Origin of the sequence: uncultured Roseibium sp., assembly GCF_947494555.1 — a bacterium.
Lineage (GTDB): Bacteria > Pseudomonadota > Alphaproteobacteria > Rhizobiales > Stappiaceae > Roseibium.
In genome coordinates, this window is sequence record NZ_CANLVF010000002.1 from 400,341 (window position 1) to 417,591 (window position 17,251).

At 55.6% G+C, this 17,251-nt stretch carries 14 protein-coding genes; 4 read left to right on the forward strand and 10 right to left on the reverse strand.

Translation table 11 applies throughout. The features are described from left to right. Positions 1-80: 80 nt before the first annotated feature. From Q0915_RS10395 to Q0915_RS10425, 7 genes are all read right to left on the reverse strand, one after another. Positions 81-998 carry a nitrilase-related carbon-nitrogen hydrolase gene (locus Q0915_RS10395; protein WP_299471059.1) on the reverse strand — a complete coding sequence of 306 codons (918 nt, stop codon included), beginning with the start codon at positions 996-998 and terminating at the stop codon, positions 81-83. 81 nt (positions 999-1,079) lie between these two features. After that, complete coding sequence (locus Q0915_RS10400) at positions 1,080-1,271, reverse strand: hypothetical protein (protein ID WP_299471061.1); 192 nt, start codon at positions 1,269-1,271, stop codon at positions 1,080-1,082. A gap of 84 nt (positions 1,272-1,355) precedes the next feature. Further along, positions 1,356-3,173: a single-stranded-DNA-specific exonuclease RecJ gene (recJ, locus tag Q0915_RS10405; protein ID WP_299471063.1), complete on the reverse strand. Its 1,818-nt coding sequence runs from the start codon at positions 3,171-3,173 to the stop codon at positions 1,356-1,358. Between the two features lie 23 nt (positions 3,174-3,196). Further along, positions 3,197-4,192, reverse strand: a complete 996-nt coding sequence (gene glpX, locus Q0915_RS10410) for a class II fructose-bisphosphatase (protein ID WP_299471065.1) — start codon at positions 4,190-4,192, stop codon at positions 3,197-3,199. A 50-nt stretch (positions 4,193-4,242) separates the two neighbouring features. After that, positions 4,243-5,565: a homoserine dehydrogenase gene (locus Q0915_RS10415; protein ID WP_299471067.1), complete on the reverse strand. Its 1,323-nt coding sequence runs from the start codon at positions 5,563-5,565 to the stop codon at positions 4,243-4,245. Between the two features lie 27 nt (positions 5,566-5,592). Beyond that, positions 5,593-6,810, reverse strand: a complete 1,218-nt coding sequence (locus Q0915_RS10420; protein ID WP_299471069.1) for an LL-diaminopimelate aminotransferase — start codon at positions 6,808-6,810, stop codon at positions 5,593-5,595. Positions 6,811-7,108: 298 nt separating this feature from the next. Further along, entirely contained in the window at positions 7,109-7,351 is a 243-nt protein-coding gene (locus Q0915_RS10425; RefSeq protein ID WP_299471072.1) for a hypothetical protein, read from the reverse strand. Positions 7,352-7,700: 349 nt separating this feature from the next. On the opposite strand from Q0915_RS10425, the gene phaC reads away from it, so the two are divergent. Both phaC and Q0915_RS10435 read left to right on the forward strand, forming a co-directional pair. Then, a complete protein-coding gene (phaC, locus tag Q0915_RS10430) occupies positions 7,701-9,506 on the forward strand; it encodes a class I poly(R)-hydroxyalkanoic acid synthase (RefSeq protein ID WP_299471074.1) in 1,806 nt (601 codons plus the stop codon). A 72-nt stretch (positions 9,507-9,578) separates the two neighbouring features. After that, entirely contained in the window at positions 9,579-10,124 is a 546-nt protein-coding gene (locus tag Q0915_RS10435; RefSeq protein WP_299544270.1) for a hypothetical protein, read from the forward strand. A gap of 30 nt (positions 10,125-10,154) precedes the next feature. Here Q0915_RS10435 and Q0915_RS10440 read toward each other — a convergent pair whose 3' ends face one another. Beyond that, positions 10,155-12,476 (reverse strand): EAL domain-containing protein, encoded by a 2,322-nt coding sequence (locus tag Q0915_RS10440; protein WP_299471078.1) that lies wholly within the window; start codon positions 12,474-12,476, stop codon positions 10,155-10,157. Positions 12,477-12,793: 317 nt separating this feature from the next. Between Q0915_RS10440 and Q0915_RS10445 the strand changes: the two genes are divergently transcribed. Then, positions 12,794-13,399: a DUF6653 family protein gene (locus tag Q0915_RS10445; RefSeq protein WP_299471080.1), complete on the forward strand. Its 606-nt coding sequence runs from the start codon at positions 12,794-12,796 to the stop codon at positions 13,397-13,399. Between the two features lie 59 nt (positions 13,400-13,458). Here Q0915_RS10445 and speB read toward each other — a convergent pair whose 3' ends face one another. Then, the gene (speB, locus tag Q0915_RS10450) at positions 13,459-14,406 is read right to left on the reverse strand and encodes an agmatinase (RefSeq protein ID WP_299471082.1); all 948 of its coding nucleotides are present in this window, start codon (positions 14,404-14,406) and stop codon (positions 13,459-13,461) included. A gap of 290 nt (positions 14,407-14,696) precedes the next feature. Here speB and guaD point away from each other — a divergent pair, with 290 nt between their 5' ends. After that, a complete protein-coding gene (gene guaD / locus Q0915_RS10455) occupies positions 14,697-16,022 on the forward strand; it encodes a guanine deaminase (RefSeq protein ID WP_299471084.1) in 1,326 nt (441 codons plus the stop codon). A gap of 5 nt (positions 16,023-16,027) precedes the next feature. Here the strand turns inward: guaD and Q0915_RS10460 are convergent, their stop codons facing one another. Then, on the reverse strand, positions 16,028-17,245 hold the full coding sequence (locus Q0915_RS10460) for an MFS transporter (RefSeq protein WP_299471085.1): 1,218 nt from the start codon (positions 17,243-17,245) through the stop codon (positions 16,028-16,030). Between the last annotated feature and the right edge of the window lie 6 nt (positions 17,246-17,251).

Genomic DNA, 17,251 nt, shown 5'->3' on the forward strand with positions numbered 1-17,251 from the left:
CGGTCCTTTACTGGATTGGCAGCGATATAATCATTTTTGCTTATGCCGTCCAGCAATAAGCGCACTTTGTGCACTAATATTCACGCTTTCGAATGAATTTCCGGTGAATCATCACAGTAAATCGAGACGTGGTCCGCGCTCCATGCGCCTGGCCACACCTCAGCTTTTCCGCCTCGCAACTGGCGCAATTGTGCGGCTGGCACCGAACAGACGAGGTAAGGTTCCTCGCGATCTTTTCCGTCCGTCGGTGAAAATTCCGCCGCAACGCCGTTGAAACCGAATTCCTCTTCGCACGGTAAGTAGAGCGCGGCTCCGGAGACATTCGTTTCGTTCTGCGTCGTTCCGGCAGACCTGCCGACGACACCACAGACCGCAACCGCACACATGAGTTCCACGGCGCGTGCCTTGGCGCATCCATAAACGCGATGGTAGCCGGACAGCTTTTCAGTCATGGATGGCACCAGCAAAAGATCCGGTTGTTCCTTAGCAAGCAGCGAGCTGAGCGCCGCCATCTCGATATCCAGACAGATCAGGATCGCCATCCTGATGCCGTCGAGTTCAAAAACGCGAAGTCGATTGCCCGGGGTCAGGAACCAGGTTTCCGGATCCTGCTCAAACGGTGTCAGGCATAACTTGTCCTGGCGAATGATCCGGCCGTCATTGGCAAGCAGGTAAGCTGTGTTGGTTATCCGGTCACCAGTTTTTACGGGCATTGACCCCGCCAGAAGCGAGACACCGTATTTCGTCGGCAGGGGCGCCAGAAGGTCCAAGAGCTCCTGGCCGGTTTCAGCAAGAAAATCCATTTCCTGATCCGCCGGCAAACCCTCCGGTTTGAAGGCAAGGCAACACTCGACGAAATATTCGGGAAGCATCAGCAGCTTTGCGCCCTCGTCGGACGCCTTCGCGAGGCCCTGTTCCAGCTCATCTGCAAGCGCGGCAACACTGGCAGGAGCGCGGCTCAGGTTGTAAGACCATAGCGATATTGAATAATTCGTCATGGAATCGATGTTCTCCGCCGATCGTAACACCAGACTTAAGGCGGAGTTTCAGTCAATTTCAAGCGTTTTGTGTTTGTGATTTCAGTCGAGGAAAAAGCCTACAAAGGTGGCGCAGGCAACAAGAAACGCGGTGCCGGGTGCGACGCCTTTTGGGTCAGCCGGGAGAGCCTTGAGTTTTGCCGAGCGCCGCACCTCACGGATGCCACGAAGCGCATTGTCCGTCCGCTTGTCTATCTCCGCAAAATAGGGCGAAAGCTCATTCTGAGCGCGCATGCCTGTTCCTCACGATTCCTTCGTAAGGCAACGCTATGTCAGGACCCTTAGAGTTTGGTTAATGGCGCCTTTCGCGACCGGCACTCAATGCCTGATTTTCTGTGGGTCTGCGACGTCCAGGATCCTCAGCTGAACTTTCGGTGTTCCCTGCCAGGTGTCGATGGAAAGTGTGCCGGCGACATGAAGGTTGCGTCCTCTTCCCTCAAGCAGCATTTTTCCGTGAGGCTTGTCGTCCGCCTTGAAGCAAATGGCTTTCAAAGGCGAACCGTCACCAGAGTTCAACGTTGCGCGGACATGGCCTTTTCCGACCACATCAGCGAATGCGATGCGATGCATAGGAAAGGCAAAGACCGGTTCGGAATGGCCCGCACCATAAGGTCCGGCCTTTTCCAGGAGTTCAAGCAAATCCAAAGTGGCCCCTGTCGCAGTCAAGGCTGCATCAATCTTGATTTCTCTATTTCTGGTAGCGTCTTCGACATCTTTATTAAGAGATTCGTTGAAGAAGTCTTCAAGATCGTCTGTCTTTTCACGACGAACAGTGAGCCCTGCGGCCATCGCGTGACCGCCGCCTTTCTCCAGAAGACCGTTTTCAACCGCCTCGCGGACCGCCCGACCCAGATCGACACCTGGTATGGAGCGCCCTGACCCCGTTCCCTTCCCGCTTGCATCATAAGCGATTGCAAAAGCAGGCCTTCGATGAGCTTCTTTCAAACGGGCCGCGATCAATCCGACGATACCTGGATGCCAGTCGTCGGACCCCGTCAACAGCACGGCGGGATCGCGTGCGTCGATCATTAAACTGGCCTGAGTACCGGCCTCTTCGAGCATATGCGCTTCCATTGCCTGGCGTTCGCTGTTCAGAAGATCGAGCCTTTCGGCGATGGATCGCGCCTCATGGGGATCTTCGGTGGTCAGGAGCCTCGCACCTAGCGCCGCATCGCCAATGCGCCCGCCGGCATTGATCCGCGGGCCGATCAGAAATCCCAGGTGATAGGGAACCGGCTTTCCGTTGACGCGAGCAACATCCGCGAGCGCTGTCAGGCCGTAATTCCTGCGCTGGTGCATAACTGCCAGTCCGCGCGTGACATAGGCACGATTCAGCCCTTGGAGCGGAACGACGTCACAAACGGTACCGAGAGCAACGAGATCCAGAAGCGCCATCAGATCCGGTTGTTGCCTCCCGTCAAACGCACCTCGCCTGCGCAGCTCCCTGTTCAGGCCAACAAGAAAAAGGAATGTGACGCCCACTGCCGCGAGATGTCCCTGTCCGGAAAGATCGTCCTGCCGGTTCGGGTTCACGAGCGCAATCACCTCAGGCAGATCTTCACCGACCTGGTGGTGATCTATGACAACCACATCGAGGTTTAGTTTTCGCGCTGTCTCGAAGGCCTCGAAAGAGGTGCTGCCACAATCCACTGTCACAAGAAGCTCAGCGCCGCTTTCGCGTAGATGTTCGATCGCAGGTCCGTTCGGACCGTACCCTTCGATAATCCTATCCGGGATGTGGATGACAGGTTCCTGTCCCAACCAGTGAAGGTATTTGGCAAGCACAGCTGACGAAGTCGCACCGTCGACATCGTAGTCGCCGAAGATCGCGATTTTCTTGCCTGACTGCAGCGCATCGGCCAGTCTTGTGACCGCCGCATCCATATCCTCCAGGCTGGACGGATCCGGCATCAGGGACTTGAGAGAAGGCTCCAGAAACTCAGGAGCATCGTCCTGGCTCACGCCGCGCGCTGCGAGAACACGTGCCAGAACATCCGGCAATCCGTGAAGTTGGGCGATTGCCATGGCTTTTCGGGACTCGGCAGCGCTCAGCCTCTCGCGCCACGCATTGTCATTTGCGGAACGGGCGACCCCGAGAACGAGCCGCCTACCCTCTTCGTCAGATTTCTCGAGCATTCACAACCCGCCGCATCCGCACCTCAGTCCAGGTGAAACTTTTCCAGATCCGTGCTTTGCGCCTTGATGTAGCGGACGGTACCGGTCGAAGAACGCATCACGACCGTATGCGTCGTGATATGCTCGCGGCCAAAGCGGACGCCTTGCAGGAAATTGCCATCAGTAACGCCCGTCGCGGCGAAGAGCACATCCGGACCCGCCATTTCTTCCAGCGTATACTTTTTCTTGATGTCTTCGATCCCCATCCGGTGTGCCCGCTCAACCTGTTCATCACGCGTGATAACAAGTCGCGACTGCATCTGACCGCCAATGCACCTGAGCGCGGCCGCTGCTAGCACGCCCTCAGGAGCGCCGCCAATTCCGGCATAAATATCGATACCCGTCTCTTCCGAGTCGGTCGTGTGAATGACACCGGCAACATCACCATCACCGATCAGACGAATGGCAGCACCGGTTGCGCGAATGTCCTCGATCAGACGCGCGTGCCTGGGACGATCGAGAACACAGGCCGTCACCTCGTGAACTGCGACGCCCTTTTCCTTTGCAACTGCTGCAATGTTGTCAGCGATCGGTGCATCGAGATCAATGAGATTGTCAGGATAACCAGGACCAATCGCGATCTTGTCCATATAACTGTCGGGAGCGTTCAGGAGGTCTCCTGCCGGAGCAAGTGCAATAACCGCAAGTGAATTCGGCAGGTTCTTGGCGCAGATCGTCGTTCCCTCGAGCGGGTCGAGAGCAATGTCCACCTTTGGTCCCTGCTTCGTTCCGACGTTTTCACCGATATAGAGCATCGGTGCTTCGTCGCGCTCGCCCTCACCAATCACCACGGTTCCGTCGATCGGGAGACGGTTCAATTCTCGCCGCATCGCGTCCACTGCTGCCTGATCAGCTGCCATTTCGTCGCCATGACCGCGCAGCCGTGCTGCAGAAACGGCCGCTCTTTCGCTGACCCTGGCCAGCTCCAGGGTCAAAATCCGGTCCAGTCCACTCGACGGCTGATTTTCGGTATCGGACATCAAAATCTCCAGTCTTTCGCCCTCGCGGTGCAGGGACGAGTCTTAACTTGTCAATTCAACTTCTCAATTCGGATCATGTGAGGCTGTTCAGCAACAACACCCTTGGACATGATCACATCCAATGCTTCCTTGATCGCGACTTCGGTCGTTTCATACGTGATCAAGATGACAGGTTGAGGCAGATCGGCGTCAAATTTTGCTGGTGTCTCTTCCGCCGGGTTTCGCTTTTGAACAATGGACTCCAGCGAGATCCCGGCTTCACCCATGCAGCGCGCGATTTCAGCGAACGCACCGGGACGATCGTACACAGACAGGCGAATGTAATAGCCGCCTTCGTGGAGCCGCATCCTGGCGCGCTCGTATTCCTTCAAATCGGAAGCCGGCATTCCAAGCACATGCGCTTTGTCTCCGCGTGCGATGTCGGTAATATCGGCAACCACCGACGAGGCCGTCGCATTACCGCCGGCGCCGGGGCCGACCAGGACAACTTCGCCGACATAATCGCCATCGACCGCAACTGCGTTCAACACGCCGTCGATCCTTGCGATCGCTGATGACTTGGGCACCATAGTCGGGTGCACGCGCTGCTCTATTCCGGTGTCTGTGCGCTGCGCGACACCCAGAAGCTTGATCCGAAATCCGAGTTCATCCGCCGCCTGAATATCCGCCGTCGTGATGGAGGTAATGCCCTCCATAAAAATGTTGCCGCTGGAGATCTTCGTCCCGAAGGCAAGGCTGGTCAGGATCGCAAGCTTGTGCGCTGTGTCGTTGCCTTCGATATCGAATGTCGGATCCGCTTCGGCGTATCCCAAGCGTTGGGCATCGGCAAGACAGTCTTCGAAACTGATCCCTTCAGCTTCCATACGGGTCAGGATGTAGTTGCAGGTGCCGTTCAGTATCCCGTAAACGCGGCTTATGTCGTTGCCGGTCATGGATTCGCGCAAAGTCTTGACGATTGGAATACCGCCTGCCACGGCCGCCTCATAGTTCAGGCTTGCCCTATGTGCTTCGGCCACTTCCGCAAGATCAACACCGTGGCGCGCGAGGAGCGCCTTGTTCGCGGTAACGACATGGATGCCGCGCCGAAGCGCTGCCCTGACACTGTCTTCCGCTGGCCCCGCGTCCCCGCCGATCAACTCAACAAAGACATCGAGATCCGCATTCTCGGCCAATTCAACCGGATCGGAAAACCATTGAACGGACGATAGGTCGATGCCGCGGTCCCTGGACCGGTCACGTGCACTAACCGCGGTGACCATAATGTCCCGCCCGGTTTTCCGGGTGATTTGTGCACTGTGTTTTTCAAGAAGTTGCACGACGGATGCGCCCACCGTGCCAAGGCCTGCGACGCCAACTTTCAATGCTTCGGCCATTAAATAAATTGTCCAGTTCAGTTCGATTCAGCCGGAGGTCTCCAGCGGGATGACGTTGTGCAGCTTTTGGTCTGCGGTTTCAAGGAAGCGCCGAATATTTCTCGCGGCCTGACGCAGGCGCTGTTCGTTTTCCACCAACCCGATGCGCACAAACTCGTCGCCATGTTCACCAAAGCCGATACCGGGCGCGACCGCGACATCCGCGTGCTCCAGCAGAAGTTTGGAATATTCGAGACTTCCCATGGCTTTGAACTTTTCCGGTATGGGCGCCCAGCAGAACATGCTTGCTTCCGGAGCCGGAACATCCCAGCCCGCGCGCCCGAAGCTGTCGACGACGACGTCCCGGCGCTTCTTGTAGACTGCACGCGTCTCGGCAATGCACGCTTCCGGACCGTTCAAGGCTGCGGTCGCCGCAACCTGGATAGGTGTGAACGCACCATAATCGAGATAGGATTTCACTCTCGCCAATGCTGACACAAGCCGTTCATTGCCGACCGCAAAGCCCATACGCCAGCCCGGCATCGAAAAGGTTTTTGAGAGAGACGTGAATTCAACCGTAACGTCCATAGCGCCCGGGACCTGAAGCACGGAAGGAGGTGGCGTTGCGCCGAAATAGACTTCCGAATAGGCAAGATCAGACAGAATGAAAATGTCATGCTTGCGCGCAAAAGCGACGACGTCCTTGTAAAAATCAAGATCTGCGCAGTAGGCCGTCGGATTTGCCGGGTAGCACAATATGATCGCGATGGGTTTTGGCACGGAGTGAATAACCGCCCTCTCCAAGGCATCAAAAAACGACGGGCCCGGTTCTGCCGGGATGTTCCGGATCGAAGCGCCGGCCATCAGAAAACCGAAAGTGTGGATCGGATAACTCGGATTTGGACTGAGGATCACATCTCCGGGTGCGGAAATGGCCTGTGCCATATTCGCAAACCCTTCCTTGGAACCAAGCGTTGCAATCACTTGCGTATCCGGATCCAGCTTCACGTCGAAGCGACGGGCATAGTAAGCCGCCTGCGCCTTACGCAGACCCTGGATGCCCTTGGAAGCCGAGTATCTGTGGGTTCTCGGGTCCTGCACGACCTCCGTCAGCTTTTCGACGATGTGAGACGGTGTGGGAAGATCCGGGTTTCCCATGCCGAGATCAATAATGTCCGCACCGGCTGCACGCGCTTTTGCCTTCAAGCGGTTGACCTGTTCGAAGACATACGGCGGCAGCCGTTTGATCTTATGGAATTCCTCCATGGTGCAGATCCTTGCGAGTTGGCGATTGGACAGCCCGAACCGGCGCATCGAGCGTTTGGCGGGGCTCTTTTAGCAGCCTCAAACCGATTTCGCATCCGTCTTTACGAAACTAGCCAACTAATTTTGGGATGTTTTTTGAAATGCAATTCCGACAGGTTCAATGACCTTCCGGCTTAAAACGATTTAGCTAAGACAGCAGGCTTTCCGTGTTCGGGTGGCCCTACCCAACTGCAACTTCAAACCGCAATACCGATCTCAATGGGCGCACCTTCAAGGTCTGTGCACCGGAAGCGCCGCACTATTGCTTTGGAGCAAGCGATTCCAAATACGCTTCGGTTTCTTTTCTGTCTTTGGGATTGATGAGACCACTGGATGTTCCGGTGCTGATTGGCGGGCCGTATCCCTTGGGTTTCGGCACATTTCCGGTCAGCTGGGATTGATCGCGCTTCAGCGCGACGATAAGCGGGGTGCCTGGCCCCATGCCGCAGGCCGATAGCGCAAAAGTCAGAACAACGCACAGGACTGCTCGGGTCCTAGACATGTCGAAAGCTCAGCTCCCTTGATCGAACCGCTTGTGACACCGCGGCGTTCTCTTGCAACAATGCTATCAGATCGCGTGACCCTGTGCCGACGGTATCGCCGGTTTTCCCGAGTTTTGAGCAAAATCATGCCACTGGAGAAAAATAATTGGTACATCTCAATGTCACGAATCTCTTCTAGCCAGTGGAAGATCCATCAACCCCAATTGCAATCGACGCCGTCTATTCCATGTGTCATAAATAGACTGCAGGCAAAAATACCGACGACATAATAACGAGATAGCGCACCAAAAAAGCTCTCGGCGCGTGCGACAGCCAGTTGAGCAAAAAACACCGGAGGAACCCCCACCTATGTCTGACGACCGCCCGCATCCGATGTTGCAGTACATCATCAACAATCCGGAGGCGTTCGCTCAAAATCTGGCAAAAACACTGGAACAGGCAGGCAAAGCGCTGGCTGCCTATCTGGAGCCGCGTGAAAAGGGCGAAATAAAGCATGAGTCGACGGACGAACTGACGGGCGTTGTGAAAACCCTGGCACAGGTTGGAGAGTACTGGGTCTCCGACCCTCAAAGAGCGATCGAAGCGCAATCCAGACTGTGGAGCGGGTATATCGATCTTTGGAACTCATCGCTCAAGAGGATGATGGGTGAAGAATCCGAACCAGCGGTCGCAACACCTCCGCGTGACAAGCGTTTCGCCGATCCCGATTGGGAAAACAACCAGTTCTTTGACTTCGTAAAGCAGCTCTACCTCATTACGAGCAAATGGGCTGAAGACATGGTTCACGAAGCCCAGGGCCTCGATGAGCACACAAAGCACAAAGCGGAATTCTACGTCACCCAGATCGCCAACGCAGTGTCACCGTCGAATTTTGTCCTGACAAACCCGGAATTGCTGCGGCTGACCATGGAGAGCAACGGCGAAAACCTCGTGAAAGGCATGCAGCACCTTGTTGAGGATCTCAAGTCGGGGCATGGCGAACTCAAGATCCGGCAGACTGATCCATCGAAGTTCAAGCTCGGCGACAATCTGGGGAACACCCCCGGCAAGGTGATTGCGCAAAACGACGTCTGTCAGGTGATCCAATATACGCCGTCGACAACAGAGGTTCTGAAACGCCCTTTGCTGATCGTGCCGCCCTGGATCAACAAGTTCTACATACTCGACCTCAACCCCGACAAATCCTTCATCAAATGGGCTGTTGATCAGGGACACACGGTGTTCGTCATCTCATGGGTGAACCCGGACGAGCGCCAAGCCCAGAAAAGCTTCGAACACTATATGAAGGAAGGCATCCTCAACACGCTTGACGTCATCAAGCTCGCCACACGGCAGGAAGAGGTCAACGCCATCGGCTACTGCGTCGGAGGCACGTTGCTTGCCGTGACGCTCGCCCATATGGCCCAGACCGGGGATGAGCGCATTAAGACTGCAACCTTCTTCACGACCCAGGTGGATTTTACATTCGCGGGTGATCTGAAGGTGTTTGTCGATGAGGAGCAGATCTCGAACCTGGAAAAAAGGATGGCGGAACAAGGCTATCTTGACGGTTCGAAAATGTCGTCTGCATTCAACATGCTGCGTTCCAACGACCTGATCTGGTCCTATGTCGTCAACAACTATCTGAAGGGCCAGGAGCCCTTCCCGTTCGACCTGCTTTACTGGAATTCCGACTCCACCCGTATGCCGGCAGCAAACCATTCCTTTTATCTGCGCAACTGCTACCTGGAAAACAGGCTCTCCAAGGGAGAAATGGTTGTAGGTGGTGAAACGCTCGACCTCTCTAGGGTGACGATCCCGATATTCAATCTGGCGACGCGCGAGGACCATATTGCGCCACCTAAATCCGTCTTCCTTGGGTCCGGCTGCTTCGGCGGCCCTGTCAGTTACGTGCTTGCCGGTTCGGGTCACATCGCAGGTGTCGTCAATCCGCCCGCCAAGAAGAAATACCAGTTCTGGACCGGTGGAGAAGCAAAGGGAACGCTCGAGAACTGGCTCAAGAACGCGGAGGAACATCCGGGCTCCTGGTGGCCCTACTGGGATGAGTGGATCCGGGAAAACGACGCCGCTGTTGTTAAAGCCCGCAAACCGGGCGCAAACCGGGTGAAGGTCCTGGAAGACGCACCCGGCTCCTACGTCATGCAGAAGGTGTAGTCACAAAAACAGCCTGTTTCAGGTTTTAATCTGAATTGCATCAATCGGTGTTTTGATGCGAGGCAAATTATTGTGCTGAAAGTGTTTTGTCGATTTGTGCGCGGAACAGGATACTTTGTTCTCGCGATGCTGGTTCTTATGAGCCAGTCGGCATTGGCTTGCCAGAACTACCGGGCGGTCAATCTCGCCGACGCCTTGAGTTCTGGCGGGGTATTTATCGGTGAAATCATTGCTGAGTCCAGTATTCAAGACGGCAAAAACAGTTCTATCGAACACAGGCTGCACGTTGACATCAAGGAGATACTCCACAGTCACTCACCTTTGCCGGAGAGCATTGTTCTGCACTTCCACAGCAGGGAAAAACGCGAAGCACTACGCCGCAATGTGAGATACGTTTATGTCGTTTGGTTACTTGACTTTGACCATCCGGCAGGCAGCGGAAACAAGACAAACATTCTTATGACAGCCCTGTGCGGCGGACATGTTCCCTACATTTTCGATGAGGAAAGTGATGCGGGGCGCGCGATCAAACAGATATTCGCCGATGACGGTTTTGATCGCGAAACCAAAGCCAAAATACTATCGAGATTTGTCGGTCTTTACGGCCAGGGTTTTTGACCAGCGTGAAAGAAAATCGCGGTTCTGCCGCTAGCCGTACTGCGCGCTGATCGGTGCAAGGGACATGCCCAGTAGCTTCCCGAGCTTGTCTGCGGACATCGGCTTTCCGAAATGAAAGCCCTGTACGGTTTCGCACCGGCAGCTTGCCAGGAATGCCTGCTGTTTTGCCGTTTCGACACCTTCGGCCACCACGTTCAGACCGAGTTCCCTGCCAAGAGAAATAATGGCGCGAGTGATACTGCGGTCGTTTTCATCCTTTTCCAGATCCCGAATGAAACTCTGATCAATCTTGAGCCGGGTCAGTGGAAAGTTCTTCAGCGCAACAAGGCTCGAATAGCCGGTGCCAAAATCGTCGATAGCCAGTTTCAGGCCGATCTTTCGAAAGTCTTCCATTAAGCGGACGGCCTGCTCGGCATTCTTCATCAGAAGTGTTTCGGTCACCTCCAACTCAAGATAGCTTGCAGAAAGTCCAGTGGATTTAAGAGCTTGACGAACGTCACTCACCAACGCGGCATCGCGAAACTGACGTGGTGACACGTTCACACCGATGGTTATCGGTGGCAGCCCGCTGAGCTGCCATTCCCGGTTCTGCCGGCACGCCTCGTAGAGAACTTTTTGTCCCAATGGGACGATCAGGCCACTTTCTTCTGCAAGCGGAATAAAATCATCCGGCATCAACCATCCAAGTGCCGGATGACGCCAGCGTGCAAGAGCTTCAGCGCCGACAATCCTTCCACTAAAGAGTTCTATCTGGGGCTGGTACTGGAGATGAAACTCACCCTTGTCTATGCCGCTGCGCATTTCTTCCAGCAGTGTCAGCCGGTTGATCGACTTCTCAGGTCTCGCGTGTTCGTAGATTTTGAAACCGTCCCGCCCTTGAGACTTGGCCTCAAACATCGCCTTGTCTGCATTTCTAAGCAGCTCTTCGGCGTTCCCGGCGTCATAGGGATAGCACGCCGCGCCGATGCTGCAGGTGACATGAAAGGACAAGTCGCCAATTGAAATGGTTCTGGTTATTTCATCACGCAGTTTTACCATGAGGTCGACGAGTGCATTCGTTTGAGCATGCACGCCCTCAACTATGAGCACGAATTCGTCGCCGCCGAAGCGGATAGACTCGTGTTTTCCGTTATGAACCGCGAGGATCCTTTCCGCGACAATCATCAATACCTGGTCGCCGACGGCATGTCCGAAACTGTCGTTGACGACTTTGAAGTTGTCGAGATCGACGAACAGAACGGCTACTGGTTCACCCGAGACGGTGCTTGCTTCCAGCTTTTCACCCAATTTGGCCTTGAACTCCTGACGGTTGGGCAAACCTGTCAGGACGTCGTGATTGGCCAGAAACCGGATTTCCGTTTCAGCCCGTTCGCGCTCCACGGCGATCGATGCCAGCCGTGCCGCCTCTACCGCAAGTCTTTGTTCGTGCTCTGTCGGGCTCCGCACCTCATTGGAATACAGACCGAAAGTCCCGAGAACCCTGGAATCTTTTCCGAAAAAGGGTACCGACCAGCAGGATTGCAAATTGAAAGGGCGGATGACCTCCCTGAAGTCCTGCCAAAGCTCGTGTTCCATGATGTTGTCGACAAAGACGCTTTCCCGCCGATAAACCGCCGTGCCGCACGAGCCAACTTTCGGGCCGACCGGTATGCCGTCGCAAAGTGCGATGTAGTCTTTGGGAAGATGCGGGGCGACCCCTGCCACAAGGTTTTCGCCATTTTCGCTGACCAGCATGACAGAGCCCATCACGCCATCCATCTGACTTTCGATCGTCAGAACCAGCGTTTCAAGAACCTGATGCAGCGATTTGGCCGTCGCGATGTCCTGCAGAACCTTGTTCTGTCCCTGCTGAAGCAGGTCGGCTTTCTTGCGCTCAGTTATGTCGCGGGAGATTCCAACAAGCCCAACTACCTCTTCCCTGTCATTCAGCACAGGAAACTTTGAGGTAGACAACCAGCGGCGCTTGCCATTTGCCAGGATCGACAATTCTTCGTAGTCGATCCGAGCTTGCCTCGTTTCCATGATCTCGGCCTCAGCGGCTGCAAACATGGCCCCGGTTTCTGCCGGATGCAGTTCCATATCGGTCTTGCCAATGACCTGCGAAGGATCATCCAGGCCAAGGTCGATGGCGACCTGCAGGTTGGCCATGACGAACCTGTGGCCGCGGTCCTTGGCAAAAACATAGTCGGAAACGTTGTTGACAAGTGTCTGAACCCAGTCGGCACTCAGATGCAGCTGATCCTCTTTTGCAAGATGGTCGAGCTGATTGATGCGGTCCAGTTCTTCTGCCAGAGTTTTCCCGCTCGTAAGCAAGCCACCCTGGCCGTCCGCAAGGTTCTTCATATGCGTCATAACCGCCGCCGAATAACCTGATTGGTTTGTCAATTTAGCCAGCCATATTAGGTATTTTCAGGCTAACAAATAATAAACAGCATGCAACTTTGAGAAATGCACAGGTTGCTTACGTAGTGAAATCTAAATTAAACTCTAGATTGAACAAATTATCACACTAACGTCACAAGAAAAAACAAAGAGTGCACAAACGGCGCGGTTTGGGCATTCAGAGGACAATTTCGCGATCACAACACGGTTTGACGGTGCAGTTCCAATTGCCAAATGTCGGGCGCTGGGGGTATGGTTCTTCCTGATCCGTTAGTGCAGCGTTAACCATGCAGTCGAAGCAGCGTCACCAGTATCCAAACGTCCAACCGGCCCGGTTCAGCTCCTACCCGGCAAACTCAGCCATGCTGCACCTGCATCCTGTTGGAAGGTCGCCCAATGGTGCGCTCGCCACATATCTGAAAATAGTGGCACCAGGCCTTCTTGCAGCGGCACTCTGGTCGCACATCTGGTGGGGCCTGCTGACAGCCGCTCTATTGACGATTGGCCTGAGCATCGGCCTGGTCGCGCTGCAGCGGCTCCGCATCGGAAACTATGGAAGCCTGAGCTGGGCAAGAACGATTGGTTTTGGCGAAAGGATCTGGCTCAACAGGATTTTTGTTCCCGTGCCAGAGCAACTTGGCGCAAGGATCACGACACTTTACGTTGTTTTCTGGCTTGGTGCGGCAATCGCGCTTTTGGGAGGTGCGACGGCTTCCGGGTTGCTGACGGCAAGCGGGTTGGTCGTTGCCTTTTGCGCGCAACTTGTCTGCTTTCGAAATCTGGTCGAGCTGTTTCACCAGATGAAGAGCAAAACGCCCCTTTATCACTTCTGGTCCACTGCTCCGGTCAACGACAACACAAAGCCCGTGCGGACGGAACTAACCCGCGCCTGATCCGAACCAAAGCATTGTCGCGGACTGGTCTAAAATATCGTGTTACCCGCCACCTGATTTCATTTCGCCGCAAGAAGACCGATGTAGGTCAACGCCACGCTCGCTCCGGCAATGGATGTGATATCGGCATGGTCATATGCCGGCGCGACCTCAACGACATCACCGCCGACGAAATTCAGGTCTCCTAGCCCCTTCAGGATTGACAAAGCTTCCCGCGAAGACAGCCCGCCGGAAACCGGTGTTCCCGTGCCAGGAGCAAAGGCGGGGTCCAGACAGTCAATGTCGAACGTCATATAGGCCGGGCCGGAACCGGCGCGGGCCCGCACGCGCTCGATCACACCGGAAATTCCGATCTCGTCCAGCTCGTGGCCAAAGATAATTTCGAGACCACAGGTTTCCGGGGCGTGCGTCCGGATGCCGATCTGGATGGATTTTTCCGGATCGATCAGCCCTTCCCTGACTGCCCTGCCGGTAAACGTTCCATGGTCTATCCTGTCACCTTCGTCGGGCCAGGTATCCTGATGCGCATCAAATTGAACCAGCGCCAGAGGCCCATGTTTTTCTGCGTGCGCTCGCAGCAACGGGTAGGTGACGAAGTGATCCCCGCCAATGGAAAAGAGATGTGTGCCGGTTGACAGAATGTCGGCTGCCTGAGCCTGAATAAGTCCGGGAATGTCCGTTGTGCGACCGTAGTCGAAGACACAGTCTCCGTAGTCGACGCAGGCAAGATTTTCAAATGGATCCATGTGAAAGGGATACTGCGGGTCGCCGTCGAATATCGCGGATGCCCGGCGGACCCCCTGAGGACCAAAGCGGGCGCCCGGGCGGTTGGAAACGGAGGCATCAAATGGAATGCCCCAGACTGCCAGGTCGACACCGCTCAGATCACGGCTGTAGCGCCGGCGCATGAAAGACAATGTGCCGGCGTAAGTCGGTTCGTGAGAACCGCCCTTCAGCGAGGAGCCGAGAAAGGCATTGTCTGTCGGGCGAGGCAAATCTGCGGACATTTTGTCGTTCCCTGGATCCGGTGACACTTCTAAGAATTTATGGCTTTCGCGCCGGTCTTTGATGCCACAACCTTTGTTGGAAAGTTCGCCCGGTTTTATCAGAGGTCCTCTGCCGCTGTCACCTGAAACGAACCTTGGACAATCGCCAACGGCGGGTGTGCTGCGCGCGCAGTTGAGGATCTCTCAAAGTTCAACAGGCGGAATACAAACCGTTGTTTCGAACGGTTTGCAGGATTAAGACTGCACTGCTTCTCAACAGTAAACTCGCGAACCGATCAAGGATCTCAGGCGTGGCGGACAAAACAACAAGAATCCTGCGCGGCAGACTGCTGACCTTTCATGGAGCCCCTTCGGGTCCGGATGACGGTGACGCCTACAGCTATATTGAAGATGGCGCTCTCTTGCTTCAAAACGGCCTCATTGCGGCCAGGGGCGAATTTTCAGAAGTTGAAGCACAGGCTCCAACCGAAACTGTGGTCACGGACCACCGCCCTCACCTGATCCTGCCTGGCTTCATAGACACGCATATTCACTTTCCCCAGGCGCAGGTAATTGCGTCGTGGGCGGACCAGCTTCTGGACTGGTTGAACGACTACACGTTCCCGGCGGAACTGAAATTCGCAGACAAGGCGCATGCCGACCGCATTGCCAAGGGGTTTTACGACGCGCTTCTCGCGCATGGCACGACAACGGCCGTCGCGTATTGCTCCAGCCATCCCAACTCTGTCGACGCCTATTTCCAGGAGGCAGAGCGCCGCGGCATGATGATGCTCGGCGGCAAGACGATGATGGATCGCAACGCCCCTGAGGCCCTGTGCGACACCGCGCAAAGTTCCTATGATGATAGCAAACGGCTGCTTGCCAAATGGCATGAGAATGGACGCGCGCGGTACGTCATCACACCTCGCTTTGCAATCACCTCTACGCCGGATCAGCTTGAGGCTGCCGGGAGTCTCCTGAAGGAATTTCCCGAGTGCCATCTGCAGACCCACATCAACGAAAACCACAATGAAATCGCGTATACACGCGAGCTCTATCCTGATGCTGCGCACTACCTCGGGGTCTATGAAAGCTTTGATCTCCTGGGGCCAAGAACATTGCTCGGCCATTGCATTCACATGAGTGGACACGAGCTCCAGGTCATGCGCGAAACCGGTTCCGTTGCCGTCTTCTGCCCGACTTCCAATCTTTTCCTCGGCAGCGGTCTTTTCGACAAGTCAGGCCTTGAAAGCGCAGGCATTCGCACGGCAATCGCCACGGATGTCGGCGGTGGAACAAACTACTCCATGCTGCGTACGCTCGACGAAGGCTACAAGATCCTGCAGCTTCAGCGTCAGCGCATGCATCCGCTCACGAGTTTCTACTGGATCACCCTGGGCAATGCTGAAGCGCTGCAACTGGCAGACAGGATCGGCACGCTCGAAGCGGGAACCGACGCAGATATTGTGGTGCTTGATGCAAACGCAACGCCGGCAAAGGCGCTGCGCATGGAAACGGTCGAAACGCTCTCGGAAGAACTGTTCCTGCTGCAAACGCTCGGAGACGACCGCTGTGTCGTGGAAACCTATGTTGCGGGTACACCGCAGAAAGACAGGATTTCCTCCGTGGGCGGCTGATCCAGTCAGGCCTCCGCATTCCTGGAGGGGTTGAAAAGCATTACGGCAAACGCCCCCAGGGCCAGGACTGCAAACAAACCTGCCGCCGCCAGAAAGACAGGCCTAAACCCGGATTGTTGCAGCCAGGCTGTGAAAAGCAATGGCGAGATAACCTGTCCGGCAAACATGGCTGTCGTTACCAGTCCCGAAACGCTGCCTCTGCGATTGCCCGGCGCGACTTTCAGAGCCAACACGAAAAATCCTGGCTGCACGAAAGAATAGCCGGCACCGATCAATGCAGCGCCGGGCAGAATAAGTGTCCAGACCGGGTAGGACACGATGACCGCGAACCCGGCCGCCATCGTCGCGAAGCCGGCTGCAAAGACTACGGCAAGACCGAACATTTCACTTGCACGCTTGAACAGCATTGCAGTTGTGCCACCGGAAAGCATCAGGACGCCCAGGGTGACGGCTGTTCCCGATGCGGGCTCGAAACCACTTTCCAACAGATAGAACGGTATCTGGCTCGGCATCAGGAAGAACAGCATTACTGTGCTCATCGTCAGCCCGCAAATGGCGGCTGCCGAACCGAGCCATGATCTTGCCGCGCCTGTCTCATGACCGCGTGACTTTTCACTCTCTGCCGCCGCCACCTTGCGCTCTTGCTGGCGTATTCTTGCCAGGAACGGCAGAAGCAAGACCGGCAACAGATAAACGAGAAACGGGAGCCTCGGCGATACACCCGCAAGTATCCCGGCCAGGCCAATGAATATCAATCCACTGAAGTTGATCGCAACCGTCTGCCATCCTAGGAAAGCGTTGCGCCGCGGACCATCGAACAAGTCGCCGACCAGAGCGACCTGAGCCGTCATTGTCAGCGCAACGGCCGCACCGAGTGCGAACCGGCTTATCAGAATGGATTGCAGATCAGGCAGGTATGCACCCGCGCTTCCAGCCAGGACGAACAGAACGACACCGCTGATCAAGAGCCCCCCTTTTCCAATCCGGTCGGCAAGCAGGCCAGCCACCGGCGCAACGAGAATGACGGTCAGCGACGGTGCGGCGACCAGGAAGCGCGTGAGATATGCAGCATTGGGAACGCCGGTAAAGCTCGCCTCCAGCGCCGGCAGCGCAGGACTGATCGTTGCATTCGCCATGATTTTCAAGGTGGCGGTCAGAAGAAGGCCGATGGCCGCGACATTCAACCAGGTCAACCTGAGAGAAGTTTCGTGAATATGGCGCATTGGTTT